Source organism: Ruegeria sp. HKCCD9138 (genome assembly GCF_057220975.1).
Genome location: NZ_JBWVAZ010000010.1, coordinates 132,412 through 158,918, shown reverse-complemented (window position 1 = coordinate 158,918; position 26,507 = coordinate 132,412). Strand labels below are relative to the sequence as shown.

General features: G+C 59.0%; 24 protein-coding genes, 1 other RNA gene and 1 riboswitch. Of the genes, 11 read left to right on the top strand and 14 right to left on the bottom strand.

All coding sequences use genetic code 11. The features are described 5' to 3' along the window. Positions 1-10 precede the first annotated feature (10 nt). Together ccoO and ccoN are read right to left on the bottom strand one after the other, a co-directional pair. The gene (ccoO, locus tag AC2TEL_RS16825) at positions 11-739 is read right to left on the bottom strand and encodes a cytochrome-c oxidase, cbb3-type subunit II (RefSeq protein ID WP_480841109.1); all 729 of its coding nucleotides are present in this window, start codon (positions 737-739) and stop codon (positions 11-13) included. A gap of 14 nt (positions 740-753) precedes the next feature. Next, positions 754-2,361: a cytochrome-c oxidase, cbb3-type subunit I gene (ccoN, locus tag AC2TEL_RS16820; protein WP_480841112.1), complete on the bottom strand. Its 1,608-nt coding sequence runs from the start codon at positions 2,359-2,361 to the stop codon at positions 754-756. 195 nt (positions 2,362-2,556) lie between these two features. Between ccoN and AC2TEL_RS16815 the strand changes: the two genes are divergently transcribed. Next, the gene (locus AC2TEL_RS16815; RefSeq protein ID WP_480905517.1) at positions 2,557-3,396 is read left to right on the top strand and encodes a universal stress protein; all 840 of its coding nucleotides are present in this window, start codon (positions 2,557-2,559) and stop codon (positions 3,394-3,396) included. 50 nt (positions 3,397-3,446) lie between these two features. Here AC2TEL_RS16815 and AC2TEL_RS16810 read toward each other — a convergent pair whose 3' ends face one another. Both AC2TEL_RS16810 and fnrL read right to left on the bottom strand, forming a co-directional pair. Then, positions 3,447-3,701 carry a GlsB/YeaQ/YmgE family stress response membrane protein gene (locus tag AC2TEL_RS16810; protein WP_480841116.1) on the bottom strand — a complete coding sequence of 85 codons (255 nt, stop codon included), beginning with the start codon at positions 3,699-3,701 and terminating at the stop codon, positions 3,447-3,449. Positions 3,702-3,746: 45 nt separating this feature from the next. After that, positions 3,747-4,490 (bottom strand): transcriptional regulator FnrL, encoded by a 744-nt coding sequence (gene fnrL, locus AC2TEL_RS16805; protein WP_480841118.1) that lies wholly within the window; start codon positions 4,488-4,490, stop codon positions 3,747-3,749. 61 nt (positions 4,491-4,551) lie between these two features. On the opposite strand from fnrL, the gene hemN reads away from it, so the two are divergent. After that, entirely contained in the window at positions 4,552-5,907 is a 1,356-nt protein-coding gene (hemN, locus tag AC2TEL_RS16800) for an oxygen-independent coproporphyrinogen III oxidase (RefSeq protein ID WP_480905514.1), read from the top strand. Between the two features lie 215 nt (positions 5,908-6,122). Further along, positions 6,123-8,048 (top strand): elongation factor G, encoded by a 1,926-nt coding sequence (locus AC2TEL_RS16795; RefSeq protein WP_480905511.1) that lies wholly within the window; start codon positions 6,123-6,125, stop codon positions 8,046-8,048. Positions 8,049-8,072: 24 nt separating this feature from the next. On the opposite strand, the gene AC2TEL_RS16790 is transcribed toward AC2TEL_RS16795, so the two are convergent. The 5 genes from AC2TEL_RS16790 to AC2TEL_RS16770 all read right to left on the bottom strand — a co-directional run bounded on the left by AC2TEL_RS16790 (position 8,073) and on the right by AC2TEL_RS16770 (position 14,440). Beyond that, positions 8,073-9,650 (bottom strand): ABC transporter ATP-binding protein, encoded by a 1,578-nt coding sequence (locus tag AC2TEL_RS16790; RefSeq protein ID WP_480905508.1) that lies wholly within the window; start codon positions 9,648-9,650, stop codon positions 8,073-8,075. Beyond that, on the bottom strand, positions 9,647-10,753 hold the full coding sequence (locus tag AC2TEL_RS16785; RefSeq protein ID WP_480905505.1) for an ABC transporter permease: 1,107 nt from the start codon (positions 10,751-10,753) through the stop codon (positions 9,647-9,649). Before AC2TEL_RS16785 ends, AC2TEL_RS16790 begins: the two co-directional genes overlap by 4 nt. Next, positions 10,754-11,848: a microcin C ABC transporter permease YejB gene (locus AC2TEL_RS16780; protein ID WP_480841128.1), complete on the bottom strand. Its 1,095-nt coding sequence runs from the start codon at positions 11,846-11,848 to the stop codon at positions 10,754-10,756. A 1-nt stretch (position 11,849) separates the two neighbouring features. After that, a complete protein-coding gene (locus AC2TEL_RS16775) occupies positions 11,850-13,760 on the bottom strand; it encodes an extracellular solute-binding protein (protein ID WP_480905502.1) in 1,911 nt (636 codons plus the stop codon). Positions 13,761-13,930: 170 nt separating this feature from the next. Then, complete coding sequence (locus AC2TEL_RS16770) at positions 13,931-14,440, bottom strand: c-type cytochrome (protein WP_480841447.1); 510 nt, start codon at positions 14,438-14,440, stop codon at positions 13,931-13,933. Between the two features lie 119 nt (positions 14,441-14,559). Between AC2TEL_RS16770 and AC2TEL_RS16765 the strand changes: the two genes are divergently transcribed. After that, a complete protein-coding gene (locus AC2TEL_RS16765) occupies positions 14,560-15,393 on the top strand; it encodes a prephenate dehydratase (protein ID WP_480905499.1) in 834 nt (277 codons plus the stop codon). Between the two features lie 9 nt (positions 15,394-15,402). Here the strand turns inward: AC2TEL_RS16765 and AC2TEL_RS16760 are convergent, their stop codons facing one another. The 3 genes from AC2TEL_RS16760 to nudC are packed head-to-tail and all read right to left on the bottom strand — an operon-like array spanning position 15,403 to position 17,389. Next, the gene (locus AC2TEL_RS16760) at positions 15,403-15,873 is read right to left on the bottom strand and encodes an N-acetyltransferase family protein (RefSeq protein ID WP_480905497.1); all 471 of its coding nucleotides are present in this window, start codon (positions 15,871-15,873) and stop codon (positions 15,403-15,405) included. Between the two features lie 22 nt (positions 15,874-15,895). Continuing rightward, positions 15,896-16,363, bottom strand: coding sequence for an SRPBCC family protein (locus AC2TEL_RS16755; protein ID WP_480841135.1), 468 nt, complete (start codon positions 16,361-16,363; stop codon positions 15,896-15,898). 42 nt (positions 16,364-16,405) lie between these two features. Then, positions 16,406-17,389, bottom strand: a complete 984-nt coding sequence (gene nudC / locus AC2TEL_RS16750; RefSeq protein ID WP_480841137.1) for an NAD(+) diphosphatase — start codon at positions 17,387-17,389, stop codon at positions 16,406-16,408. 178 nt (positions 17,390-17,567) lie between these two features. Between nudC and AC2TEL_RS16745 the strand changes: the two genes are divergently transcribed. From AC2TEL_RS16745 to rsgA, 3 genes are all read left to right on the top strand, one after another. Beyond that, entirely contained in the window at positions 17,568-19,448 is a 1,881-nt protein-coding gene (locus AC2TEL_RS16745; RefSeq protein WP_480905494.1) for a bifunctional 2',3'-cyclic-nucleotide 2'-phosphodiesterase/3'-nucleotidase, read from the top strand. Positions 19,449-19,487: 39 nt separating this feature from the next. Beyond that, an RNA gene (gene ffs / locus AC2TEL_RS16740) (signal recognition particle sRNA small type) lies at positions 19,488-19,586 on the top strand. A gap of 161 nt (positions 19,587-19,747) precedes the next feature. After that, a complete protein-coding gene (gene rsgA, locus AC2TEL_RS16735) occupies positions 19,748-20,776 on the top strand; it encodes a ribosome small subunit-dependent GTPase A (RefSeq protein WP_480905491.1) in 1,029 nt (342 codons plus the stop codon). A gap of 29 nt (positions 20,777-20,805) precedes the next feature. Here rsgA and AC2TEL_RS16730 read toward each other — a convergent pair whose 3' ends face one another. Then, positions 20,806-21,666, bottom strand: a complete 861-nt coding sequence (locus tag AC2TEL_RS16730) for an alpha/beta hydrolase family protein (protein ID WP_480841143.1) — start codon at positions 21,664-21,666, stop codon at positions 20,806-20,808. A 165-nt stretch (positions 21,667-21,831) separates the two neighbouring features. Then, positions 21,832-22,054: riboswitch (cobalamin riboswitch) on the top strand. 91 nt (positions 22,055-22,145) lie between these two features. Between AC2TEL_RS16730 and AC2TEL_RS16725 the strand changes: the two genes are divergently transcribed. After that, positions 22,146-22,553: a hypothetical protein gene (locus AC2TEL_RS16725; RefSeq protein ID WP_480841145.1), complete on the top strand. Its 408-nt coding sequence runs from the start codon at positions 22,146-22,148 to the stop codon at positions 22,551-22,553. Between the two features lies 1 nt (position 22,554). Here the strand turns inward: AC2TEL_RS16725 and AC2TEL_RS16720 are convergent, their stop codons facing one another. Next, positions 22,555-23,058 (bottom strand): protein-tyrosine phosphatase family protein, encoded by a 504-nt coding sequence (locus tag AC2TEL_RS16720; protein WP_480841146.1) that lies wholly within the window; start codon positions 23,056-23,058, stop codon positions 22,555-22,557. Between the two features lie 138 nt (positions 23,059-23,196). Between AC2TEL_RS16720 and AC2TEL_RS16715 the strand changes: the two genes are divergently transcribed. The 3 genes from AC2TEL_RS16715 to AC2TEL_RS16705 all read left to right on the top strand — a co-directional run bounded on the left by AC2TEL_RS16715 (position 23,197) and on the right by AC2TEL_RS16705 (position 26,487). Beyond that, the gene (locus AC2TEL_RS16715; RefSeq protein WP_480905488.1) at positions 23,197-24,954 is read left to right on the top strand and encodes a DNA polymerase III subunit gamma/tau; all 1,758 of its coding nucleotides are present in this window, start codon (positions 23,197-23,199) and stop codon (positions 24,952-24,954) included. Positions 24,955-25,043: 89 nt separating this feature from the next. Next, positions 25,044-25,913, top strand: a complete 870-nt coding sequence (locus tag AC2TEL_RS16710) for a TauD/TfdA dioxygenase family protein (RefSeq protein WP_480905485.1) — start codon at positions 25,044-25,046, stop codon at positions 25,911-25,913. A gap of 229 nt (positions 25,914-26,142) precedes the next feature. Beyond that, positions 26,143-26,487, top strand: a complete 345-nt coding sequence (locus AC2TEL_RS16705) for a YbaB/EbfC family nucleoid-associated protein (protein ID WP_480905483.1) — start codon at positions 26,143-26,145, stop codon at positions 26,485-26,487. Positions 26,488-26,507: the final 20 nt, after the last annotated feature.

Sequence of the window (26,507 nt, the reverse complement as noted above, 5' to 3'; positions counted from 1 at the left end):
CACACCCTCCTTAGCGGCTCGGATCTGGGGTAAAGGTCGAGAAGTCGACCAACGTACCCAGCATCTGCAGATAGGCAATCAAGGCGTCCGCTTCGGTCAGTTCGGGCTGACCGTCGAAGTTGCGCACGTTGACCTTGTCGCCATAGCGTTCCAGCAAACCGTCAAAGTCGCTGTCCGGATCAGCCTGCGCGCGGAAATCCGCAACCGCGTTTTCCAGCATCTCGTCGGTATAAGGTGTACCGACCAGAGCGTTCGCAGCCATGATGTCGCCGATATACTTGCCATCCAGCTTGCGATGCTCAAGGAAGCCGTATTTCGGCATCACCGATTCAGGCACAACCGACTGCGGATCACGCAGGTGGTCCATCTGCCACTGGTCCGAATACCGGCCACCGACCCGAGCCAGATCAGGCCCGGTCCGCTTCGATCCCCACTGGAACGGGTGATCATACATTGACTCGGCCGCCAGCGAATAGTGGCCATAGCGTTCGACCTCATCCCGCATCGGGCGGATCATCTGGCTGTGGCAGACATAGCAGCCTTCGCGGATGTAGATCTCGCGCCCGGCCATTTCGAGAGGGGTGTAAGGGCGCATGCCCTCCACCTTCTCGATGGTGTTCTCAAGATAGAACAGCGGGGTGATCTGCACGATGCCACCGATGGTCACGACCAGAAAGCTGAACACCAGCAGGAGGGTCGCGTTGGTCTCGAGGATCTTATGTTTGTCGAGAATTGCCATTGCTCCGGCCCTCCTTATTCAGCCGGGACCGCGACGGTCAGGCTGGCCTCTTTGGCCGGCGCTTTCCGCACAGTCATCCACAGGTTGTAGCACATGATCACAGCGCCAGCGACGAACAGAACGCCACCCAGAGCACGCACCACATACATCGGGAACTTGGCGGCCACGGTGTCGGCGAACGAGTTCACCAGGAAGCCGTTGGCATCCACTTCACGCCACATCAGGCCTTCCATGATACCGGTGACCCACATCGATGCGGCATAGAGCACGATGCCGATGGTGGCGAGCCAGAAGTGCCAGCTGACCATTTGCAGCGAATACAGACGCTCACGCTTCCACAGGACAGGTACCAGGAAGTACAGCGCACCAAAGGTGATCATGCCATTCCAGCCCAGAGCACCCGAGTGCACGTGACCAATGGTCCAGTCGGTGTAGTGGCTGAGGCTGTTCACCGCGCGGATCGACATCATCGGACCCTCGAACGTGGACATGCCGTAGAAGCCGACCGAGATCACCATCATCCGGATCACCGGGTCGGTGCGCAGCTTGTCCCATGCACCCGACAGGGTCATCAGACCGTTGATCATACCACCCCAGGACGGCATCCACAGGATCACCGAGAACACCATGCCCAGCGTCGAGGCCCAGTCGGGCAGCGCGGTATAGTGCAGGTGGTGCGGACCGGCCCAGATATACAGGAAGATCAGCGCCCAGAAGTGAATGATCGACAGCTTATACGAAAACACCGGACGCTCGGCCTGTTTCGGGATGAAGTAGTACATCATGCCCAGGAAACCGGCAGTCAGGAAGAAGCCCACAGCATTGTGACCATACCACCACTGGATCATGGCGTCTTGGACGCCCGACCAGACGATGACCGATTTCGAACCCCAGACGCTGACCGGAATGGTCATGTTGTTGACCAGGTGCAACATGGCGACGGTGACGATAAAGGCCAGATAGAACCAGTTTGCGACATAGATGTGGGGCTCTTTCCGCTTGACGATCGTGCCCAGATAAACGGCCAGATAGGCGACCCAGACAACCGTCAGCCAAAGGTCGACGTACCACTCGGGCTCGGCGTATTCCTTGGATTGCGTGCCGCCCAGCAGATAACCGGTCGCGGCCAGTACGATGAATAACTGATAGCCCCAGAACACGAACCATGCGAGGTTTCCGCCCCACAGGCGCGCGGCGCTGGTGCGCTGAACGACGTAGAACGAAGTCGCGATCAGCGCGTTACCGCCAAAGGCAAAAATCACCGCCGAGGTGTGCAGCGGACGCAAACGGCCAAAGTTCAGATATCCCTGCGCCCATTCGAAGTTCAACGCCGGAAAGGCCAGCTGGAACGCGATGAAGGTCCCTGCCAGGAACCCGACAACCCCCCAAAACGCGGTCGCGATCACGCCATAGCGGATCACCCCATCCATGTATTCACCTGAACGGTCTACAAGAATATCTGGCTCGTCTGTGTTTCTAAGCGTCCAGATGAAAAGACCACCGGCAATCAGCATTACCAGTATCGCGTGCACCTGATACGCCAAATCTCGTGCGTAATTGGACCCTATCGCGGCAAACACCACGACCAGACCAAGCACGATCAGCTTGATGTAATTTGACATATTGCGTCCCTTTGCCATGCCTCGCGCGATTCTTGGTGCCGCACGAAACCCGTTTGACTGCGTGTTTTAATGCAGTGAGGTTGGTAATCTTGCTTTGATCTGTGTCAAGACAAGTGGCTGTTTTCTGTGACAGGTATTTTCGCAGAGGCAGGTGCAGGCCCTGATCCGGCCAGCACCTCGAAACAAGAGGACGACATGGCTTATAAATCACTCTTGACGGTCATGACAGAAACCAGTCTGGCAAAAATCGCATTAAACCAGATGATTGCCCTGGCCGAAGTACAGGATGCCCACGCCGAAGCCCTGTGCCTTGGCGTCGACCGCAGCCAGACAGGATACTATTACGCAGGTGCAAACGCATTGATTCTGCAGGAAACCCTGAGCCGCGCGAATGCCGAGGCCGATGCAATACAGGCCCTCGCCAAAGATATTCTGGGTAAGTCGAACGTCCGCTGGTCGACCGAAAGCGGGGTTGCCCAGATTGCCGATCTCGGACGTCACGTGGCGCGTCGGGCAATGTTCTCCGATCTGATCATCCTGCCGCGCCCCTACGGCAAAGACCGCGATGCCGAGGCTGAACCGATTGTCGAGGCTGCCATGTTCGAAGGCCACGCCCCGGTGCTGCTGGTCCCCGACGAGGCAAAGCCGATAACAACGCCTAAGACCGTGATGATTGGCTGGAATGAAAGCCCTGAGGCTATGCGGGCCATTCGCCGGGCCCTGCCGCTTCTGAAACAAGCCGATCTGGCGCGGATCGTTGTCATCGACCCACCCCGACACGGACCTGACCGTTCGGATCCCGGCGGGATGCTATCGCAAATGCTGGCCCGGCACGGTGTGAAGTGCGAGATCGACGTCCTCAGCAAGACAATGACACGCGTATCAGACATCCTGAATCGCCACGCCGCAGATACCGAAGCCGATTTGATCGTCATGGGTGCATATGGTCATTCGCGTTTCCGCGAAGCCATTCTGGGCGGCGCGACACGGAATATGCTGGAACAATCGGAAGTACCGGTTTTTCTGGCCCACTGAACGCTGGATTGTTTGGTGCCCCGGCCACGGGTCGGAGTGTCAGATGACGTCTACGTCTTGCGCACCAATCCGATAAGAAACAGCAGGATCACCGCGCCGACCGTCGCAAAGAAGATCGAGGAAAACAGCCCTCCGCCGACAGCAAAACCCAGGGCCGGGAAGATCGTCCCGGCCAAAAAGGCTCCTACGATACCGACAATCACGTTTCCGATCAGGCCGAACCCGCGCCCTTCCATGATTTTGCCCGAAAGCCAACCGGCAATCGCGCCGATGAAGATCATCGCCAATACGCTGCTGAATTCCATATCCCGCTCCTGATCTTGACTGGCAAGGGCCCGTCCGGCCAACCGTTACACTAGGAAACCACCGTCCGTGTCATCGCCCGCCTCTTCCATGAGGCGCCCCATATCGGGGATCGTTACGTGGCGCTTGCCTTCCAGAGTGATGATCTGATCCTTTTTCAGGGCCGAAATCTGCCGGCTGACCGTTTCCAGCGTCAGACCAAGATAATCGGCCATCGCCTCGCGGGTCAGCGGCAGATCGAACACGATCGGCCCCGACATGCCCTTACGATGAATTGATGCGTCCCTGCGCGCAATGATCGACAGCAGGCTGGCTATCTTCTCGCGCGCGGTCTTGCGCCCCAGCACCAGCATCCATTCCCGCGCGGCATCCAGCTCGTCCAGCGTCATCTGAAGCAAACGATGGGCGATATGCGGTGTCCTTCCCATCAGCTCTTCAAATGGTTTCTTGCGGAAGCAGCACATTACCAGATCGGTCGTGGCGATCACGTCGTAAGCCGCAGATTCGCGCCCCGGTCGCCCGACGAAATCGCTGGGCAGCAAAAGGCCGACCATCTGCGTCCGCCCGTCTTCCATCGTTTGCGTCAGTGACGCAATTCCGGACACGACAGAGCCAACGAAATTCATCGGATCGCCGGACCAGATTAAGGTCTGTCCGGCCTCAAAACTACGATAATATTTAATACTCTCAAGCTCTTCCAGCTCGTCTTTTTCGCAATGCGCACACACTGCCCGATGCCGGATCGGACATTCTTCACAGTTGGTGTGCTCATACAAAGCCTTGAGTGTCATTCGCGTTTCCACTTGATCTCGGTCAAAGTATCTGAGCCTCTCCCGGTATAGCCGTATCGTTATGACAATAAAACCGCAACTGGCACGGCTTGGACTTTTTGACGCGAAAGTACCGCGTTACACAAGCTATCCCACAGCCCCGCATTTCAATAATGACGTAGGGTCAGATCTGTTTGGCGACTGGGTATCCGGCATCGCTCCGGGCAGCGCCATTTCGCTCTATATCCATGTGCCTTTCTGCCGCAGACTTTGCTGGTTTTGCGCCTGCAGAACGCAAGGCACACAGACAGACAACCCCGTCATCGCTTATGTCGATGTTCTGAAGGCAGAACTGGACCTGCTGGCGGCCCGCCTTCCCGAAGGCGTGAAGCTGTCGCGCCTGCACTGGGGCGGCGGAACGCCAACTTTGCTGAACCCCGATCTGATGCGGGAACTGGCTGCCCGTATCCTTGACACCGTCCCCCTTGGCCCCGATGCCGAATTTTCGGTCGAGATCGACCCGAATGAAATCGACGAGGAACGACTGGACGCGCTGGCCGAGGCCGGCATGAACCGCGCTTCGATCGGTGTTCAGGATTTCGATGACGAAATCCAAAAGACCATCGGACGCATTCAGGGTTATGACGTTACGCGTGACGCCGTCGAAATGATCCGTGCCCGCGGGATATCCAGCCTGAACGCCGATATCCTTTACGGACTGCCCCACCAGACAAAGGCGCGCATGACCGAAAGCGTGCAAAAGCTGCTGTCTCTGTCGCCGGATCGCGTTGCGCTTTACGGGTATGCGCACGTGCCGTGGATGGCAAAACGCCAGCAATTGATCCCTTCGGATGCACTGCCGACGCCGGAACAGCGGCTGGAGCTGTTCGAAACCGCACGTCGATTGTTCCTGTGGGACAATTACGCCGAGATTGGTATCGACCACTTTGCAACGCAGGATGACGGATTGACCCATGCGCTGAAGGCCGGGCGGCTGAAGCGGAACTTCCAGGGTTACACGGATGATCAGGCCGAGGTTCTGATCGGAGTGGGCGCCAGCTCGATTTCACGGTTTCCTCAGGGGTATGCGCAAAATGCTCCGGCGACCTCGGCGCACACCAAGGCCATCCGCGACGGTCGCTTCTCAACTTCGCGCGGACACCTGTTCAAAGGTCAAGACATACTGCGCGCGCGCCTGATCGAGGCGCTGATGTGCGATTTCCGGATCGACACGGCCGAGATTCTTCGGGATCACGATGTCTCCCGGCCGGAGTTGCAACAGATGTACAAGAGCGCAAACGCCGCGTTCGACGGATTGCTGCAGATTGACGAGAGGGGTCTGTTCATACCGCCGGAAGCGCGCGCTCTGACCCGCATGATTGCCCGCAACTTTGACGCCTATGACCTGAGCAAGGCCGGGCACAGTTCGGCGATCTAAGATCTGTTTGACGGGCCGGTATTCGGCCCGTCCCCTTCTAAAACGGCACGGGGGCTTGACGCACGCCTTCGGTTTTCTCCACACTCTAGGGGTGGAGAGGCCCGCCTCTTCGCACTCTGAGGCAGGCGAAATCGCAGACAGTTCTTGCCGGCGCAAACGCGTTCGACAGCCCTTTTCGTGCAGCCATTCTGCAACCTGAAAGAGGGACAGCACTCATGCGCGTTTTCACCGTCCTCGGCCCCAGCCAATCGGGCAAATCCACCCTGGTCGAGGCCATCAGCCGCCTCGACAGCCGCCCAACAACATTCGACGTATCCGGGACCGTGCATTTGCACGGTTTTTCTTACTTGGACGAGCCCTGGTGCGCAATTGACGTGGATGGCGGCGGCGATGCGCTGGCCTATGTCGGGCCCGCAATGGCCATCTCGGACGCCGCTGTCGTGGTCGTGCCCCCCGACCCGGACGCAGCCGTCCTGTGCGCACCCTATCTGCGGCTGGTCGAAGAGGCCGGCATTCCCTGTTTCCTGTTCATCAACCGCATGGACAACCCCAACGGGCGGATTCGCGACATAATCTCGGCCCTGCAAACCTATTGCACCCATCATATCGCCCTGCGTCAGGTGCCGATCCGCGAGGGGGACACGATCATCGGTGCCGTCGACCTGATCTCGGAGCGCGCGTGGAAGTATCAGGAAGGACAGCCCTCGGCCCTGATCGAACTGCCGCAGTCGGTGGAAGACCGCGAGCAGGAAGCCCGCACCGAGTTGCTGGAAACACTGTCCGATTTCGACGACAACCTGCTGGAACAGCTGATCGAAGACAAACAGCCACCCAGCGCAGAAATCTATGACCTGGCCGCACAGGTGCTGCAAAACCATCAGTTGATACCGGCCTGTCTGGGCGCGGCGAGCCACGGGAACGGTCTGACCCGTCTGATGAAGGCCCTGCGCCATGAAGCGCCCGAGTTCGACATTGCCGCGGGACGGGACGAAGCCGCGGAAAACGCGCGGGCCATTGCCGGATTCGCAGACGTCAAGAAACATATCGGCAAGATCATCGTCCTGCGCGGTCTGGGCGACGGCGTGAAAGCACATGAGCCCCTGGGCGGCGAAACGGTCGGAAACCTGACGACGCTGGATGCCAAAACCCAAATCGGCGCTCTTGAGGCCGGTCAGATCGGGTTGGCGGTGAAGTCCGACCACCTGAACCCCGGCTACCTGTATGACAGCAACTCGGCGACACCGCTTCCGGAATGGGCGGCTTCGCACCCGGCGGCACACCGTCAGGTCGTATCGCCTGCCCATGAACGGGACGACGTGCGGCTGTCCAATGCCCTTTCTCGCCTGGTCGAGATCGATCCTGGCTTGCATCTGGAGCAGGACGAGTTGAGCGGCCACGCGGTTCTGGGATCGCAAGGGCCACAGCATATGCGCCGCGTCTCTGCAAAACTGGCCGAAGATTTCGGGATCGAGATCGAAGCTGAAGCTGCCGAAACGGCGTATCGTGAAACCATCCGTTCGAAAATCGAACACCGTCACCGTCACCGCAAGCAGTCCGGCGGCGCAGGCCAGTTCGCGGATGTGGTTATCACGGTTCAACCATTGCCGCGCGGTTCAGGCTTTCAGTTCGAAGAGGTGGTCAAGGGCGGCGCGGTGCCCAAGAACTACATCCCATCTGTTGAACATGGTGCCAAGGATGCGCTGGTACAGGGGCCCGAGGGGTTTCCCGTGGTGGACGTCAAGGTCACACTCAGCGACGGCAAGCACCACAACGTCGATAGTTCGGACTATGCCTTCCGCACCGCAGGTAAAAATGCCGTGCGCGAGGCGTTGCCAGAGGCCAAACCGGTTGTCCTGCAACCGATCCTGAATGCAGAAATCCACCTGCCTTCTGTCTTTGTGGGGGATCTGGTGCCAACCATCAGTTCGCTGCAAGGGCAGGTGCTGGGATTCGAGGGAAATCCCAACGCCTCGGGCTGGGAGATTTTCAACGCGCAATTGCCTGCCGTAGCTCAGGACGAACTGCACCGCACCCTCGCCAGCGCTACGCGCGGTACCGGTTGGGTAAAGCTGCAATTCGATCACTATGAAGAGTTGCGAGGACCGGTACCCACGCCCACACAACGCAAGGAAATCGCCTAGGCGACTAAGGCACGCGGGCTGGTTTCAGCCCGCCGCCGCGATCAGTTCGCGGGTATAATCGGTCTGAGCATTTTCAAACAGATCCTCGGCCTTGCCCATTTCGATCACATCGCCATTCCGCATGACGATGACATTGTGAGACATTGCCCGCACGACCTTGAGGTCGTGGCTGATGAACAGATAGGCCAGACCATATTTTCGCTGCAGATCGCGCAGTAGGTCGACGATCTGTACTTGCACTGTCATGTCGAGCGCGCTGGTCGGCTCGTCCAGCACCAGCAGCTTGGGTCGCAACACCATGGCCCGCGCGATGGCTATTCGCTGCCGTTGACCGCCCGAGAACTCATGCGGGTAACGATCCATTGCGGCCGGATCCAACCCAACTTCGGTCATGACTTCGGCAACAAGCTCGCGCGGGGCGCGATGGGGGTCGACTTTGTGGATTGCCAGCCCTTCGGCAATGATCTGCTGGCAGGTCATCCGCGGGCTGAGGCTGCCGAACGGGTCCTGAAACACGATCTGCATATCCTTGCGCAGCCGCCGCAATTCACGCGTGGACCAGCGGCGCACGTCCTGGTCGCGGAATGTTATCTCGCCTTCCGAGGAGATCAGGCGCATGATCGCAAGCGCCAGCGTGGTCTTGCCCGACCCGCTTTCGCCCACGATGCCCAGCGTCTCGCCTGCGCGCACGCTCAGTGTGGCGTCATTGACCGCTTTTACATAGCCGACCGTCCTTTTCAGGAACCCACGCTGGATCGGAAACCAGACTTTCAGGCTTTCCGTCCGCGCCACCTCTTCAGCGTCCGAAGCGACTGGATCAGGATGCCCGGACGGCTCTGCTGCCAACAGCTTTTGTGTGTAGGGGTGTTGCGGGTTGTCGAAGATCTCGGACGTTACACCGGTCTCGACAATCTCGCCATCCTTCATGACACAAACCCGGTCCGCAATTCGACGCACGATGCCCAGGTCGTGGGTGATGAACAGCATCCCCATGTTTTCCGACTTCTGCAATTCTGCCAGAAGCTCAAGAATTTGCGCCTGGATGGTCACGTCCAAGGCCGTTGTCGGCTCGTCGGCGATCAGAATGTCCGGCTTGTTGGCCAGCGCCATGGCAATCATGACACGCTGGCGTTGCCCGCCAGAAAGCTGATGGGGATAGGCGTCCAGCCGCTCCTGCGGGTCGCGAATGCCAACCTTGGTCAACAGTTCCACGATCCGATCCCGCGCCGCGTCGCCGGATAAGCCCTGATGCAGTGCAAGCGACTCCGCCATCTGCTTCTGGATCGTGTGCAGCGGGTTCAGCGAAGTCATCGGTTCCTGAAATATGAAACTGATATCGTTGCCGCGCACATCCATCAGCTTGTCTTCCGAGGCGCCGATCATCTCGTGCCCATCATATTGCACCGAGCCTTCGACAATCGCGCTGTCGCCCAGCAGGGATACGGTCGACAGGGCCGTGACGGATTTGCCTGACCCAGACTCGCCCACCAAGGCAACCGTCTCGCCGCGGTCCACGGTGAAGGAAACTCCGTTGACCGCCGCGCTGACCTGCCCGTCCTGCCGGAACGAAACCTTGAGGTTGTTCACATCCAGCAAGCTCATGAAAAGGTCTTTCTCGGGTCAAACGCATCGCGCACGCCTTCGAAGATGAAGACCAGCAGGGACAGCATGATGGCAAAGGTGAAGAAGGCGGTGAAAGCCAGCCACGGGGCTTGCAGGTTTTGCTTGGCCTGCAAGGTCAGTTCCCCCAGCGATGGCGCCGACGACGGCAGGCCGAAACCCAGGAAATCCAGCGAGGCCAGACCGCCGATGGTTCCCGTCACGATAAACGGCATGAAGGTCAGCGTTGCGACCATCGCGTTGGGCAACATGTGACGGAACATGATGGTCATGTTCCCGACGCCCAGTGCCCGGGCCGCGCGAACGTATTCCAGATTCCGGGCCCGCAGAAATTCGGCGCGCACCACGCCCACCAGTCCAGTCCAGCCGAACAGGATCATAAGTGCGACCAACAACCAGAAACTTCGCCCCAGAATGGCGAACATGATGATGATCACGTACAGCGAGGGGGTGGCAGACCAGATTTCAATGATCCTTTGAAAGATCAGGTCCAGCCACCCGCCGAAAAAGCCCTGAATTGCACCGGCAAAGATGCCGATCAGACTGGCCACACTCGTCACGATCAGAGTGAACACAATCGACAGGCGGAAGCCATAGATCACACGGGCCAGCACATCGCGTTTGGTGTCATCCGTGCCCAGCAGGTTCTGGCCGTTGGGCGGCAATGGCGCGGCCCCCGGCCGATCCACGCTGGTGTTGAAGGAATATGGGATCAAGGGCCAGATGGCCCAGCCGCGCTCGAACCCTTCGGCCGCGAAAGTACCTGCCTTGATCTCGTCGATAATTCCTTCGGGATCGTCAAAGCACTCCTCAAGCCCGCCGCTGTCAATCAGGCACTGCACCTCGGGGTCGCGATAGATGGCTTCGGTCTGGAAATCGCCGCCGAACTCGGTTTCTGCGTAGAAGTTGAAGACCGGCGTATAGAACTCACCCCGATACTTCACGAGGATCGGTTTATCATTGGCGATGAACTCGGCGAACAGCGACAGGCCGAACAGCACCGAGAAAATGATCAGCGACCAGAACGCCCGCCCATTTCGGCGAAAATTGCGCCAACGGCGCTGGTTAAGTGGGGACAGCGCCATTTACCCCTCCCGCTTTTCAAAATCGATGCGCGGGTCGACAAGAACATACATCAGGTCGCTGATGATGCCGACGACCAGCCCCATCAGACCGAAGATGAACAGAGTGCCGAAGATCACAGGATAGTCGCGCGCCACCGCGGCCTCAAAACCCAGACGACCCAGGCCATCCAGCGAGAAAATGGTTTCGATAATAATCGAGCCGCCGAAGAACACGCCGATGAACACCGCCGGAAAGCCCGCAATCACGATCAGCATCGCGTTACGGAAAACATGCCCGTACAGCACCTTCCCTTCGCTCAACCCTTTTGCGCGGGCCGTCATGACATACTGCTTTTTGATTTCATCCAGAAACGAGTTCTTGGTCAGCAATGTCAGCGTGGCAAAGGCCGAAATGGTCAAGGCAATGATCGGCAAGGTGATATGCCAGAAATAGTCCGTGATCTTACCAAAAAGGCTGAGGCTGTCCCAATTGTCCGAGGTCAGGCCACGCAGCGGAAAAATCTGCCAGTAAGAGCCGCCCGCAAACAGCACAAGCAACAGAATCGCGAACAGGAATCCGGGAATGGCGTAAGCCACAATGATCGTGCCGCTGGTCCATGTGTCGAACTTGGACCCGTCCTTGACTGCCTTGCGAATGCCCAACGGGATGGACACCAGATAAGCGATCAGGGTCGACCACAGGCCCAGCGAAATCGAGACGGGCATCTTCTCCAGCACCAGATCGATCACACTGATCGAGCGAAAATAGCTCTCGCCGAAGTTCAGCGTCAGGTAGTTGCCCATCATCCCTAAAAAGCGTTCGAGCGGCGGTTTGTCGAACCCGAATTCCTTTTCAAGCTCGGCAATGAACTCAGGCGGTAAACCGCGCGCGCCGACATATTTGTCGTCGAATGCGCCCCCGGCCGGTTCGGCCCCCGCACCGGCATCACCGCTGCCTGCAAACCCGGCGAAGACGTCGCCCTGGCCCTCGATTTGCGCGATGATCTGTTCGATCGGTCCACCCGGCACGAACTGCACCAAGGTGAAGTTGACGATCATGATGCCCAGAAGGGTCGGAATGACCAGCAGCAGACGTCTTAGAATATAGGCGCCCATGTTACCGCAGCGCGCCTTTCGCTTTCAGATCCGCCTCTTTCTCGGGGTTCACCCACCACAGGTCCAGATAACCCAACGAGAATGGGGGCAGGTTTTCGGGGTATTCGTACATGTCGTAATAGGCTGTCCAGTAATCCGCCACATAGCCATCCGGGATGACGAAGAACTCATAACGCAGAACACGATCCAGCGCCATAAGTGCGGCATCCTGTTCAGCCTGATTTGTCGTATCGAACGACGCCTCGATCACAGCGTCCACCAGCGGGCTGGCCAAACCGGCGGGGTTGAACAGACTGAACGCGGCTTCCTCGGATCCATACATCTGACTCAGCCCTCCGCCTGTTGACAGGAAGGCCCCGTACCGGGTGGTGTAGACCATGTCGTAATCCCGCTCACGGCGGCGCAGGGTGAACTGCGAAGGGTCGACTTTTTCGGCAGACGCATCGACACCGATGGACTGCAGGTTTTGCACGAAAGTTTCGATCATCGTCGCGATCGACGTCGGAATGCTGGACGCGTAAGGGATGTTAACCTTGAGAGTCTGGCCTTGCGCGTTCCGGCGCAGATTACCCTCACCCACGGGCCAACCGGCTTCGTCCAGCAATTTCGACGCCTTACGCAGATTGCGGCGGTCGTTCAGACGGGCGGGGTTCGATTCATGGGTCACAAGCGCCGGTTCACTGAGCACTTCGGCGGGGACCACGTCGCCGAGGCTTTCCAGAAAGGCCAGTTCAGCACCTTCGGGTGCGCCTTTGGCTTCCAGATGAGTACCCTGAACGAACGAGTCGCGGGGCGAATTCAATCCGAACATCAGCGACTCATTGGCCCATTCAAAATTGAACGCCAGCGCTATCGCCTTTCGCACGTTCTTATCGGCAAATTGCGGCTTGCCCAGGTTAAAGACAAAACCCGAAGGTGTCGGCGGACTGCCGTCCGGTATTTCATCCCGAACGACAAGGCCATCACTGAGTTTCGGAAAATCGTAGTTCGAGGCCCAGAGCTTTGGATCACTTTCGATCCGCATGGTGTATTCGCCGGCCTTGAACCCTTCGAAAGCAGCGGTCTGGTCGGCGAAATATTCAACGCGGATCGTGTCATAGTTGTTTCGCCCAATATTGATCGGCAAATCCTGCCCCCAATAATCGTCGCGGCGTTTGTACACGATACGGCGGTTGATATCGTAGCTGTCCAGCTTGTAAGGCCCTGATCCAACGGCAACTTCAAGCCTTGGTTCATCCAGCCGACGGGAGTCATCGGCTTCGAACCATGCTTTCGAAAAGACCGGAGTCGACCCAACGGTTTCGATCAGACCGCGCCGGGTCACATCTGGGCTGAATGTGAACTTTACGGTGTTGTCGTCCAGCGCCTCGGCGCCCGTAACCATCCGCCCCACGGCTTGCGCGTATGACGGCAATCCCTGTTCGATGAACAATCGGTGGCTGTACACCACGTCTTCGGCAGTGACCGGGGTGCCATCCCAGAATGTCGCCTCGGGGCGCAGGTGAAAGATCACGTAATTCCGCCCTTCGTCATATTCCATACTTTCGGCCAGAACGCCGTAATACTGGCCGACACTGTCCGCCGTACTGTCGATCAGCGGGTCATATTGCAAAGTCGTCAGCGCACCGGCCCGCCCTTTTCGAGAGTAGGGGTTTAGAGAATCAAACGTCCCCGATCCGGCCAATGACAGTTCGCCGCCCTTTGGCGCGTCAGGGTTGACGTAATCGAGGTGAGGGTAGTCCGCCGGGTAGTCCAGATTGCCGAAATAGGAATATCCATGACTGCGGGTGATGTTATCCTCGGTCGCGGCAACCAGACCACCGCTGGCCAGAACCATTGCCACCGTTATCCCCAAAACCCCCGCCCAGGACCGAACAGTCGAAACGCGCGTTGCGGGCAGGAGGGGTTTCATATCGCTCATCCTCTGGTTCGTTTGGCTCTTTATGGCGTGCAGGCCAGCTAAATGGCCAGCACTGTCAGTTGCAAGTTTAGAATGCGTGAACGCTTTGTGAAGTTTTTCTTAGACAAAAAAAGCCGCTGCTCTGGGCAGCGGCCTTGGAATTTTCACTTCTGACCGAAGGATCAGTTGCCGATGGTCTGCAGATACGCAATCAGGTCGGCACGCTCTTGTGGTTTTTTCAGACCGGCAAAGCTCATGGACGTTCCCTGAATGTAGGCGTTGGGGCGCGTCAGGAAGGCATCCAGGGCTTCGGGCGTCCAGTTGCCGCCATGGGCCTGCATCGCCGCAGAATAGCCGGTGAACCCTTTGGCCGAAGCAACAGGGCGATCCACAATTGCGTACAGATAGGGCCCGGTACCGTTCGCGCCGTCTTCCAGCTTGTGGCAGGCGGTGCACTTTCGGAACACGCGCGCGCCTTTTTCCGGGTCGGCTGCGGCCAGCATATCCTCGAAGACCACTTCTTCGCCATCGGCGCTTTCGCCAGAGCTTTCGGTTTCAATGACGTAGGCGGCTTCGGCACCATGCCCACCCACGTAATAGAGGGTATCAGCCCCCCACTTGGCGAGAAGAAGCACCAGGAAGGTGCCAAACAGGCCGGCTGCGGCCTTGGTAACTGTCATCGTGTCGAACATTGATCGCGAGTCCATTTCAGCTGTCTGCGGGGTGTCTAAGGCTTCCCCTTGCAAGAGGCAAGGTATAGACACCGCGACTAAACGCCCAATTCACGAACTTGTTGCACGGAATCGACCAAATGACCAAACGCATCGCATTTCAGGGAGAACCCGGCGCCTACAGCCACGAGGCCTGCCGTAATGCTCGGCCCGATATGGACGCGCTGCCCTGCCGCACGTTCGAGGATGTAATCGAATCAGTACGTTCCGGCGCGGCCGACCTGGCGATGCTTCCGGTGGAGAATTCCACTTACGGTCGTGTCGCCGACATCCACCGTCTGCTGCCGCATAGCGGATTGCACATCATCGAAGAAGCTTTTGTGCGCGTGCATATCAACCTTCTGGGCGTGCCTGGCGCTACTCTGTCCGACATCACCGAGGCACATTCCCACCTGGTTCTTCTGCCGCAGTGCGCGGGCTTCCTGAAAGAGCACGGAATTCGTGGTCGGGTCAGCCCCGACAACGCGCGTGCGGCCCGCGAAGTGGCCGAAGTTGGGGACAGGCACTCGGCCGCGCTTGCCAGCGAACTGGCAGCCGAAATCTATGGCCTGAACGTGCTGGCGCGCCATATCGAAGACCATGGCGACAACACCACCCGATTTCTGGTCATGTCGCGCGAGGCCGACGAATCGCGGCGGGGGGAGCATGAAATGATCACCAGCTTTGTGTTTGAAGTGCGCAACATACCGGCGGCTCTGTACAAGGCGATGGGCGGCTTTGCGACCAATGGCGTCAACATGACAAAGCTGGAAAGCTATATGCTCGATGGCTCGTTCACCGCCACGCAGTTCTACGCGGATGTCGTCGGCCACCCCGAGGACCGGAATGTCCAGTTGGCAATGGATGAGCTGGAACATTTCACGACGAATGTCGAGATTCTGGGCGTCTACCCGGCGGCGCGACCACGTGGCTGACGGAACTGGTCAGATCGCGTAGGACTTGGATACAGCACCATCCAGTTGTCGATAGTCTCTGATTCCCATGGCCTCGTAAAAGGCCAGACCATCGTCGTTTCCAGAACCGATCGTGGCATCGATTGCCGGCAGGTTTTGGTCTATGGCAACGGCCAAAGTTGATTTGAACAATGCGCGCCCAATACCTCGCCTCGCTGCCGAGGGGCGAATATGCGTGCCAATTACACCCCAACCAATCGGCGCGCCATAGAGGTTGTTTTCAACGGCCTTTTTCAGAGATTGAAACCCCAGGACACGTCCAACCTTGTCGACAGCGATTGTGCACTGAATTTGGTCAGGGTGGTGGATGTAATGGCTCAACACGAAGTCAGCGCCGCTGTCCTTTCGTCGTTTTCCGGCTTCGACAAGGTCTTGCAAAACTTCTGAAATCCCGCTGGCATCCGTGTTCCCGGCAACTCTGAAAGTTAGCTCATCCACCATATTCCTCCTATCGGTTACACCTTCACGCCCCGTGCAAATGACGCTCTTCCAGCTCTCGTGCAAAATCGCTGAGACGTATCTGGAACTGGCGGCGGAAACGCGATTGCCCCAGCTTCAGTGACTGCAGCAACAGCCGGGCTGGCAGAGTTTTTGCTGCCAGCGACATGTCGATGATCAGACGCGTACGGCGTTGGGACAAGGCCAGAAGTTCGATCGTCGTGGCCCCATTCATACCCTTGCTGCTGGCGTGAAACCGCATCAGCGAAGGACGGTCGCAATCTGTCATTTCCACAGTGATATGACGCGGCTTGCCTCGGATCTTGAGCGTGGTTTCCCATGTGGTTCCTGCGCCCGGCTGAAGGGGACCAGGCGCACGCCGCACCTCGGCACCGCGCCGCATGGCCATCCGCTCAAACCGCTCGAAATCGGCAACCATGTCGAAGACGGTGTTGATCGGAGCCTGGATATCTTCCTGCGCTGAAAACTGCATTTCGGTGTTCCGATCGTCCTCGTCTTTCGTTCCAGTGTTTCGTCAGTCCAACGTATCCGCAAGCCAGTGCTGCAACAAAAAACGGGCAATCGCCCCTTTGCGGGCTGGCAACAGTTTCGGGTGATCTCCGGCAAAGGCCTGCATCATCTCGGTCTTGCTGACCCACATCGCTTCTTCGATTTCGACCGGGTCAATCCGGATATCGCGCGACAACGCCTCACCCGCGCAACCAAACATGAGCGACGCCGGAAATGGCCAGGGTTGGCTGGACAAATATTTCACGGCACCCACGGGTACACCCGCCTCTTCCATGACTTCCCGCCGTACGGCGGCTTCCAGCGTTTCGCCGGGCTCGACAAACCCGGCCAGCAAGGAGAACATCCCTTCGGGCCAACCGGGGGATCGCCCCATAAGTACGGAATTGCCGTGCGTGATCAGCATGATAACCACCGGATCGGTGCGCGGGAAGTGTTGCCCGCCGCATTCCGGACAGCTACGCTGCCACCCGCCCTGAGACATCTCGCTGCGTTCCCCACACCGGGCGCAGAACTTGTGCGTCTCGTGCCATCCGATGATGGCTTTTGCAGTTGCAGCCATTTCCGCGTCGCGTGGCGACAGGCGCGTCATGATGCGGCGCAATTCTGCAAAAACGTGACCATCCGGTAGGTCCGGGTGTTGCTGTTCGGTGCGATCGACGAATGCGCCAACACCGGACAAATCCAGCCCCTCTGCCGCCCATCCCGAAATATCCATGGCAAAAACCGGCACGTCGCCATCGGTCTTCCCGAGAAAAACCGGCGAGGCAATCACTCCACCCGGTCCGTTGTGCAACAGATCATAACTCATCGGGATCAATGCCAGCCGGTCCAGTTGTTCACCCTGAACCAACACCTTGCCGCGCCACAACAACACGCAACGCGCAGAGGGGTCGGACTGCGCCGCCAATAGCCTGTCTTTGTCGCCCCGCAGCAGGGCCGCCCGATCCAAGCCGGATCCGCCAAATGTCACTTGTTCCGCGCGTTTCATTCCTGCCTTCCCAGACTGCCGGCAAAAGGGCTGCCACGTCTTCGTCTTGGGCGCAACGGAATTCCACCGCGCGGCAAAACAGCGCTGTCGTTGAATGGCCGCAGGATTGCCCCGGAATTTGCACTAATTCCACCAATCAGTGAAATCATGCATACAACAACATCCAGAAGCTGAAGTTTTGACACCCAATACATCGCCGGGCCAGAAGCCAGAGCCGGTCGCGCATATTCAGATTTTGGCGACAAGCGATCTTCACATGCACCTGATGGGTTTTGACTATTACGCAGATCGCGCAGACCCCCGAATTGGGTTTACTCGCACGGCAAACCTGATCCGTGCAGCGCGGAAACAGGCCCGGCAAATGGGGACACTAAGTCTGTTGTTTGATAATGGCGACTTTTTGCAGGGAACCCCGTTGGGAGACTGGGCCGCCGAGAACGTTGCCGAAACCCATCCCATTGCAATGGCGTTCAATGCACTCAACTACGACGCGGTGGGATTGGGTAACCACGACTTCAACTATGGCCTTGAACTGATCGACCGTCTGGCCGAACAAGTCTCTTGCCCTGTGATCTGCAGCAATCTGCTGCGCAACGACAATGCCCGAATTCCGCAACAAAGTGCCGTACTGCAACGAAGCGTTGCTTGTGACGGCGCCGAATTGCCGATCCGCATCGGCGTGTTGTCCGTTTTGCCGCCCCAAACCGCGCAATGGGAGGCGCACAAGCTGGAAGGGATGGCTCAGGTCGACGACATCCTTACCACTGCACGGGACACGGCGAGCGCATTGCGCCGGCAAGGTTGCGACGTCATCATTGCGCTGGCCCATTCGGGGATTGCCGAAACGGATGCTGCTCCAGGGCTGGAAAACGCCGTCGTTCCGTTGGCGGCACTCAAGCACATCGACGTTGTCATCGCCGGTCACACACATCTGACCTTACCGGGCGACGCGCATGAAGGCGTCGCCCATGTCGACAATTCCGCAGGGCTGGTACACGGTAAACCGGTGGTGATGCCCGGCTTTGCCGGCTCTCATCTGGGCGTCATCGATCTGACGCTTTCCCGGAACGGCACCAAAGGTTGGCGTGTCGTCAAACCCCATGTCGAACTTCGGCCTATCTACTCTGAAAGCCACCGGGCCCCTGTGTCGGAAGACCCCGAGATGGTTCGCCTGTTTGCCAAAGGTCACAAAGCCACGCGCGCGCGCGCCGCTGAACCGGTTGGCCGCCTGTTTGCACCGGTTCACAGCTTTTTCAGTTTTTGCGCCCCTGATCGCGGTCTTGCGTTACTGGCGGCAGCTCAGGCGGCGGCGCTTCGTCCGTTTCTGGCCGGGACCGAATTGGAAACACTTCCACTCCTGTCGGCTACGGCGCCCGCCAAGTTCGGCGGTCGGGCCGGGCCGGGATATTACACAAACATCCCTGCAGGCGAGATTTCGATGCGTCATGTCGCCGATATGCACGTTTTCCCAAATGAACTGCGCGCTGTCGTGGCGACCGGGGCTCAAATCCGTGATTGGCTCGAAATGTCCGCAGGGATCTTTAATCAGGTCGGGGCGGATCGCAGCACCGTTCTGACGAATCCGCTGCGGGCAGGTCACAATTTCGACGTACTGCACGGGTTGCGCTATCAGATCGATCTGTCTCAACCTGCGAAGTATGATTTGGGTGGAAAGCTGACGGGTTCGTCGGGCGGGCGCATACGCAACTTGACGATGAAAGGTCGCCCTGTCCCTGGAAACCAAAAGTTTGTCGTCGCAACGAATAACTACCGCGCAAATGGTGGTGGGCATTTTCCGATGATTGCACAAACGATTTCAATCGAACTGCCCCCCCTGCGCGTTCAGGACATCCTTCGGGACTATCTGGCGAAACAACTGCCCGACGAGCTTTTGGCCGGCGCGCCACAGCCATTCAGTCTGACCCCCCTTGGTGGTGCAAATGCCATTTTGGAAACCGGCACGGCCGCGGAAGCTCATTTGGACGAGTTGTCAGGCTTTGCGCCCCGAGTTCTGGGCCTGAACGCCACGGGGTTTCTTCAAATCGAACTGACGCTCTGACGGGTTGTCATTTCCGGTTTGTGCGCCTATATCCATCGATGAGAGGTTGGCGCGGGCGAGCGCCTCGCCAACCTGGTCAGGTCCGGAAGGAAGCAGCCACAACGAGCCCCGCTTGGGTCGATGTCCAACCTCTCACTTATCCGAACCATCAGCCGCAGGAGGGCGTTTATGATTGTAGCAATGACCCTTCAGGCAACGCGGTTCTGATTTCACCCATCAACTCGACTGCCTGAACACATCGCCCGCAGATGCGCGTTCGCCATTTGCTGGGCTTTCTGTACCTGAACACAGGCAGACCAATGTCATTTACCCTTTCGGACCTGGGATGGTCCTCTCATTTCGCCGCGCAGCAAGCGGCACACCCTAAGTTGAATCCATTCCGCGTAACGGCGGTTCATCGTGATCGGTTGTTTGGGCACCACCCGAACAGAGAAGCAGCTTTGTTGACCGGAGGCCGCCAGACGGGCGATTTCGCGGTCGGCGATTGGGTGCTGTGCGATGCGCAAAACCGCGTTCAGCGTCTGCTGGATCGTCGCAGCCTTCTGAAGCGCCGTGCCGCCGGAACCGGGGCTGACACGCAATTGATTGCTGCAAATGTGGATGTTCTGTTCATCGTCAGCTCATGCAACGCAGATTTCAACCTTGCGCGGCTGGAACGTTACCTCGCACTGGCCCATCAGGCGGGGTGTTTCCCGGTCATCGTTTTGACCAAGGCGGATATCTGTGAAAGCGCTGAGCAATACGTGGATCAGGCGCAAGCGCTGTCCCCACTTCAGACCGTGTTGTCAGTGAACTCGTTGAACGCGCAAGACGTACACCGCGTGCTGGATTGGTGCCCGTCCGGTCAAACGGCTGCATTGGTTGGGTCCTCCGGTGTTGGGAAAACGACGCTCGCGAATGTCATGACCGGATCGCAGGACTCGACCGCCGATATTCGTGAGGACGACGCGCGCGGTCGGCACACCACAACAGCACGAGCCCTGTACCGGATGCGAAATGGTGGCTGGCTGATCGACACGCCGGGTATGCGTGCCCTTCGGTTGCTGGACGCAAAAGATGGCGTGGATGAGGTCTTTTCCGACATTGTTGAGCTGGCACAGAACTGCCGCTTTTCCGATTGCGAACACCAGACCGAACCCGGCTGCGCCGTCCTCGGCGCAGTGGACGAAGGCACCCTGAACCCTGACCGGCTGGTTCGATGGCGCAAATTGCGGCGAGAGGACATGCGCAATTCCGATACCGTGGCGCAAGCCCGTGCCCGTGATAAGGCATTCGGGAAAATGGTGCGCAATGCGACGCGCGGCAAACCCTCGCGCACCGGGCTTTGACAAGATGGGGCGCCGAGACCCGGCGTCCCTTACTTCTCGATCAATCGGGGCCAGACAGCCGCACTTCGGCGCGCAAAGACCCCGATATGACCAATGCCGGTCAGCCCAGTGTCCTGCGGGTCGATGAGGATGCGATTGGCGTCTGGTCCATAAAGATCAGCCAGCCTCCAGACCGCGTTGGGCGGAACCATTTGATCGTCGGTGAATGCGAACAGATCAACCGGTCCTCCGGCCCGGGACCAATCTACCGCGGGCAGGCTGGAACCGGTCTCGGGCACATAGCTGGATGGTGATGTGCACCACTTGCGCCACTGCCAATACACTTGCGGCGGAAGATCCGAGCCGAAGCCAAGCGCCTTGCCGGGCAGATAGCCCAGCATATGCACGGCCAACGGCGCGTGGCCATACCAGAACAACCCGGCCAGCCCGCGATAGGGCCACGGGTGATCTGACAACGTGACCAAGCCCGAGCAAACGCAGATCATTCGGTCGATCATCTCGATATCCGGCTGCAAAGGACCGAGCATTCCACCGACCGAGTGGCCGATTGTCCAGTGTTGCGCGTTCGGAAACCGTCGTCGCATCTCGGCCCGGGCCGCGGGCATATCGACCAGTGCCCAATCTGCCATTGTGACTGTCGATTCCTTCAATCGGCCCGAAAGGGAATGGCCGAAATCCCGATAATCATATGTCAGACAGGCCATACCCCGTTCGGCTGCAAGCCACTGCGCGAAATGCCGATAATAATCCCTTGGCACCCCGGTCGCGCTGTTCAGCACAACAACGGTTTGCGGGTCGGAATGCGGTAAATACAAACGCCCCGACAGCATGGCCGGCCCCGAAGGGAACCGAATATCTTCGGCAATCACCGTATACCGAGCGTCCAACATCTGTTCTCCAGCCCTAACTGAACCGATCAGTTCACTCGCTCAATCGGCCCTATCCACCCCTCCGAGTCAAGGCCGGATTAAGGTGACCAAACGTCCACTTACCGCGCTGAAAAAGTCTCGCGAACCATTGAATGGCCAATCTGCTTGACTCGGCCACACTGCAACCGCTAGCGATGCGGTGATGGTTCCCGCGCCCTCTCACGATGGCCGGGATGAAAAGGGAACGCGGTGCGGTCCACCCCGGTTGATCCGGTTGGGACCAAGTCCGCGACTGCCCCCGCAACTGTAAGCGGAGAGCGATGCCGAAACACCACTGACCGAAAGGTTGGGAAGGTCGGCAAAGCAGCGACCCGCAAGTCAGGAGACCTGCCATCAGAACTTGAAACCGAAACTCGGGCGGGGTGTCCGGGCGGGGTTTGGTCGCAGGATGCAGCCTTTCCCGATCTCTCACCCTTCGTCCCACGCGCGGAGGGCGCAGCATGATCTGGAAGACCGAGACACATCAATTCACAGCTACCATTTGCCAGCGCACCGGCAAAACCTGCCCCGCGCTCGCCCGCATGGCGCGCGCCATGGTTCAAGCCGTTGCAGCAGCAGGGCATTCGACCACGAATGAGTTCGAAATCGAAGGCAGTTCGGACCTGACACACTGCCCGCAAGGATGTTCCGCCCGCTTTCGCGCGCGACCTGACCAGGTGAGAATTTATTGCGGCGCGGATCCCGAAACCAGTTCTGACAGGTTGGATGATTACGCCGAGCTGATGTTTGGAACAGAGCTGACGTCCCTGCCCTCTCAGGCGATCAGCAACCCGCCCTGCGCATTACTGGAAGCGGTAGCGCTGGCGCCCAGCCATCCGGTGCAGGCGGAAGCCTTCGCAACGGCCTGACCTATTGCGAATAAGGTGCGCGGGCGGCTCCCACGGCCCAGCGCATCTGCCCGTCAGTTTCGACGGCACAGGGGCGAATTGCGCGTAGTCGGGACAGCGCCGCCTGGGGCGCTTCACCGTTTTCCACCATCAATCGCAGAACCACCATTCCGGATCGACCACACCCGCCACGACAATGCACCAGGACCCGACCTCCGTGCGACAAAGTCCTCAGCACGGTCTTGCTAACTACCGGCCATCGCTCGACTATTTCGGCTGGTGGTGATCCGAAATCCTCGATGGGCAGATGAACCCACCGGACCCCATTGCTTTTGACGTCCTGGCCAAAACTTCCAGCTCCTCCTTGCGTCAACTCGGCCGCAGAGGTCATAGAGATTACGATGTCCGGCGCCCAGTTTCTGAGCGTGTCCAGATCGGCGGCGTAGTCTCCACCGCGCCCCGGAAGGGGTGACAACGCCAACGTGCCGCCGCCAAGCGGCAAGTCGTAGATTTCAAACTGAGCCATCGGGGTTCCAATTTCACCTTGCCGGCAGGTTCTATCCCGACCCGGCGACATTCAAAACAAATTTCGTTCCGCCCTGCGGTGGACGCGGAGGTCGGGGCGCTCTACGCTGCGGCGTAACTCGAATCCGCCAGAGCAGACATGACCGACACGCCCAGCCCCGCCTATCAGGTTCTCGCCCGCAAGTATCGCCCGGAAACCTTTGCAGACCTGGTTGGCCAGGATGCCATGGTGCGCACGCTCAAAAACGCGTTCGAGGCGGACCGGATCGCGCAGGCCTTCGTCATGACCGGCATTCGCGGGACCGGTAAGACAACGACCGCCCGCATCATTGCGAAAGGCATGAACTGCATCGGTCCTGACGGAAATGGCGGCCCCACGACCGAACCCTGCGGAAAATGCGAACACTGCGTAGCGATCATGGAAGGCCGCCATGTCGACGTGATGGAGATGGACGCTGCCAGTCGCACCGGTGTCAACGACATCCGCGAGATCATCGACAGCGTCCGCTACCGCGCGGCTTCAGCCCGCTACAAGATCTATATCATCGACGAGGTTCACATGCTGTCGACCAGCGCGTTCAACGCGCTGCTCAAGACGCTGGAAGAACCGCCCGAACATGTGAAGTTCATCTTCGCCACAACCGAAATTCGCAAGGTTCCGGTGACGGTTCTGTCCCGGTGCCAGCGATTTGATCTGCGCCGGATCGAACCCGAAGACATGATCGGCCTTTTGCGCAAGATCGCGGATGCAGAAGGTGCGCAGATTGCCGAGGACGCGCTGGCCCTGATCACCCGCGCTGCGGAAGGGTCCGCACGCGACGCAACCTCGCTGCTGGATCAGGCCATTTCCCATGGAGCAGGAGAAACCAGCGCCGATCAGGTCCGCGCCATGCTGGGGCTTGCCGATCGGGGCCGGGTATTGGACTTGATGGACATGATCCTGCGTGGGGATGCGGCGGGCGCCCTGACCGAGTTGGGCGCTCAATATGCCGAAGGTGCGGATCCGCTGGCCGTTCTGCGCGATCTGGCCGAGATCACCCACTGGGTGTCGGTCGTCAAGATCACACCCGACGCTGCCGAAGACCCGACGGTTTCTCCCGATGAACGCGCGCGTGGCCAGCAGATGGCAGAGGCCCTGCCGATGCGTGTCCTCACGCGGATGTGGCAGATGCTGCTGAAGGCACTGGAAGAAGTCTCCGCCGCGCCAAACGCCATGATGGCCGCGGAAATGGCAGTTATCCGCCTGACCCATGTCGCGGATTTGCCAAGCCCGCAGGAACTGCTGAAACGCCTGCAAGACGTGCCTCCGCCGCCCAGTGGTGGGCCCGGCGGCGGTGTTTCCGCAACTGGGAATACCGCGCCTGTGACCCAACACACGGGGCAACCTGCCTATGCTGCATCGACGACCGGAAACAGCGGAGGACCCACGGCAGCTCTGGCACAGGACGTTCAGGCCGCGCTGGCACGCTATCCCACGTTCGATCATGTGGTCGAACTGATCCGCGCGAACCGGGATGGGGTCTTGCTTGAAGAAGTCAAAAGCTATCTCCGGCTGGTGGCTTACCAACCGGGCCGGATCGAGTTCCAACCCACCGAACGCGCCTCGGCCAATCTGGCTCAACGGCTCGGAACCGCGCTGCAAAGGTGGACCGGGAATAGATGGGCCGTGACCGTTGTGAACGAAGGCGGCGGCGAGACGATCTATGAGAAAGAGAACGCCGCCGAAGAAGCGCTGAAGAGCGAAGCCAAAGAGCATCCACTTGTGCAGGCCGTATTCGCTCAGTTCCCGAACGCCAAGATCACCAAAATCGAAACGCCCGAGCAACGCGCCGCCAAAGTCGAGACCGAAGCGCTGCCCGAGGTCGAAGACGAGTGGGACCCGTTCGAAGAGGATTGACCCGGCGCGCGCGCCATGTGTCGCAAATGAGGCAGATTGTTCCAGCGGACGATCGGACCCTGCCATTACGCAGATGATGGAGGAACTTGATGCACACAACACCGCTGCACCCCCGTTTCGGGTTGACCGTTCACGATGTCGATCTGCGCGCAGTCACCAAAGATAATTTGTACCCGGAGATCAGGCAGGCATTCGAGACCCATTCGGCGCTTCTGTTCCCTGCCCAATCGATCTCGGACGAGGATCACATTCGACTGGCCGAGCTTTTCGGCCCACTGGAAAATCGCGAGGCCATGGCAGCAGGCCGTCCTCTTGAGTTTGAGGTTCCCGAACTCACCAACCAGACCAAGGACGGGCTGCGCGCAAAGGATGACCTGCGCCTGCTGGACCTGCAGGCCAACATGTTGTGGCATACCGACAGCACATTTCTTCCAACCCCCGCATTGATCAATATCCTGACCGCCAAGATCGTACCGCCCAGCGGCGGTGAGACCGAGCTAGCCTCGACCCGAGCCGCCTGGGCCGACATGCCGGAGCGTCTGCGATCCGCCCTGAAGGACGCGATCGTCTGGCATCGCCTGTCACATTCCCGGTCGAAAATCTCGACCGATTTGGCGGCTTTGCCCTTCATGACCCGATGGCCCGACCGCCCCTGGCGCGCGATCTGGCCCAACCCCGTCACGGGCGAAGACGCGCTGTTCATCGCCTCTCATGCCTTCGCGATCGAGGGGCTGGGGCATGAGGAAAGCCAGACGATACTCGAGGACGCGTTGGCCTTCTGCACGCGACCGGAATATGTGTATTCGCACCAATGGGCCGTGGGCGACGTTCTGATCTGGGATGAGCGCGCAACCCTGCACCGGGGCCGCCCGTGGGATTATGGCCACCCACGCACGCTCAAATCCATCTGCTGTTCGGTGACAGCGACCGACGGATTGAATTCTGTTCGTGTGGTATGAACCCATTCCGAAAACCAAACCCTCCCGCGTCCGCCACGGGCCATCGGCTGACGCCGATTCCCCTGAGCGGCCTTGGGCCCGGCAGCGCGGGCAGAGCCCGCGCTGCCGGGCCCAAGGGGAGGAAAGGTCTTGCAAAAGACCTTGACGACAGGCGGGAGCACCCTCGCCCCTTGTGCCGCGCCGATGGCATCCGTATTTAGGCCTCAAACCGATTTACAGGAGACGATCGATGCTCAAAGGACTTGGCGGCTTGGGCGATATGGCCAAGATGATGAAATCCGCGCAGGATTTGCAGACAAAGATGACCGACATGCAGGAAGAACTGAACAACATGATGGTTGTCGGCGAATCCGGGGCCGGGCTCGTCAAGGCAACCGCAACCGCAAAGGGCGAGTTGAAAGGTCTGGATATTGACCCTTCGATCTTCAACGGTGACGACAAGGAAGTGGTCGAGGACCTGATCCTGGCCGCCATCAAAGACGCGCAATCCAAAGCGGCCGAACGCGCGCAGGAAGAAATGACCAAGCTGACGGAAAGCATGGGCTTGCCGAAAGACATCAAGCTTCCGTTCTGATACAAGCTCCTGACGGATCT

What these genes read in the sequence shown, in the direction of transcription:
- nudC (WP_480841137.1), bottom strand. Translation starts at nt 17,389, where the DNA reads ATGAAACGCGCGGAACAAGTGACATTTGGCGGATCCGGCTTGGATCGG.
- AC2TEL_RS16755 (WP_480841135.1), bottom strand. Translation starts at nt 16,363, where the DNA reads ATGCAGTTTTCAGCGCAGGAAGATATCCAGGCTCCGATCAACACCGTC.
- AC2TEL_RS16785 (WP_480905505.1), bottom strand. Translation starts at nt 10,753, where the DNA reads ATGGCGCTGTCCCCACTTAACCAGCGCCGTTGGCGCAATTTTCGCCGA.
- AC2TEL_RS16795 (WP_480905511.1), top strand. Translation starts at nt 6,123, where the DNA reads ATGCGCGTTTTCACCGTCCTCGGCCCCAGCCAATCGGGCAAATCCACC.
- AC2TEL_RS16765 (WP_480905499.1), top strand. Translation starts at nt 14,560, where the DNA reads ATGACCAAACGCATCGCATTTCAGGGAGAACCCGGCGCCTACAGCCAC.
- AC2TEL_RS16810 (WP_480841116.1), bottom strand. Translation starts at nt 3,701, where the DNA reads ATGGAATTCAGCAGCGTATTGGCGATGATCTTCATCGGCGCGATTGCC.
- AC2TEL_RS16730 (WP_480841143.1), bottom strand. Translation starts at nt 21,666, where the DNA reads ATGTTGGACGCTCGGTATACGGTGATTGCCGAAGATATTCGGTTCCCT.
- AC2TEL_RS16705 (WP_480905483.1), top strand. Translation starts at nt 26,143, where the DNA reads ATGCTCAAAGGACTTGGCGGCTTGGGCGATATGGCCAAGATGATGAAA.
- ccoO (WP_480841109.1), bottom strand. Translation starts at nt 739, where the DNA reads ATGGCAATTCTCGACAAACATAAGATCCTCGAGACCAACGCGACCCTC.
- AC2TEL_RS16770 (WP_480841447.1), bottom strand. Translation starts at nt 14,440, where the DNA reads ATGTTCGACACGATGACAGTTACCAAGGCCGCAGCCGGCCTGTTTGGC.
- AC2TEL_RS16720 (WP_480841146.1), bottom strand. Translation starts at nt 23,058, where the DNA reads ATGGCTCAGTTTGAAATCTACGACTTGCCGCTTGGCGGCGGCACGTTG.
- AC2TEL_RS16815 (WP_480905517.1), top strand. Translation starts at nt 2,557, where the DNA reads ATGGCTTATAAATCACTCTTGACGGTCATGACAGAAACCAGTCTGGCA.
- AC2TEL_RS16790 (WP_480905508.1), bottom strand. Translation starts at nt 9,650, where the DNA reads ATGAGCTTGCTGGATGTGAACAACCTCAAGGTTTCGTTCCGGCAGGAC.
- AC2TEL_RS16710 (WP_480905485.1), top strand. Translation starts at nt 25,044, where the DNA reads ATGCACACAACACCGCTGCACCCCCGTTTCGGGTTGACCGTTCACGAT.
- AC2TEL_RS16780 (WP_480841128.1), bottom strand. Translation starts at nt 11,848, where the DNA reads ATGGGCGCCTATATTCTAAGACGTCTGCTGCTGGTCATTCCGACCCTT.
- AC2TEL_RS16715 (WP_480905488.1), top strand. Translation starts at nt 23,197, where the DNA reads ATGACCGACACGCCCAGCCCCGCCTATCAGGTTCTCGCCCGCAAGTAT.
- fnrL (WP_480841118.1), bottom strand. Translation starts at nt 4,490, where the DNA reads ATGACACTCAAGGCTTTGTATGAGCACACCAACTGTGAAGAATGTCCG.
- ccoN (WP_480841112.1), bottom strand. Translation starts at nt 2,361, where the DNA reads ATGTCAAATTACATCAAGCTGATCGTGCTTGGTCTGGTCGTGGTGTTT.
- AC2TEL_RS16725 (WP_480841145.1), top strand. Translation starts at nt 22,146, where the DNA reads ATGATCTGGAAGACCGAGACACATCAATTCACAGCTACCATTTGCCAG.
- hemN (WP_480905514.1), top strand. Translation starts at nt 4,552, where the DNA reads ATGACAATAAAACCGCAACTGGCACGGCTTGGACTTTTTGACGCGAAA.
- AC2TEL_RS16775 (WP_480905502.1), bottom strand. Translation starts at nt 13,760, where the DNA reads ATGAAACCCCTCCTGCCCGCAACGCGCGTTTCGACTGTTCGGTCCTGG.
- AC2TEL_RS16760 (WP_480905497.1), bottom strand. Translation starts at nt 15,873, where the DNA reads ATGGTGGATGAGCTAACTTTCAGAGTTGCCGGGAACACGGATGCCAGC.
- rsgA (WP_480905491.1), top strand. Translation starts at nt 19,748, where the DNA reads ATGTCATTTACCCTTTCGGACCTGGGATGGTCCTCTCATTTCGCCGCG.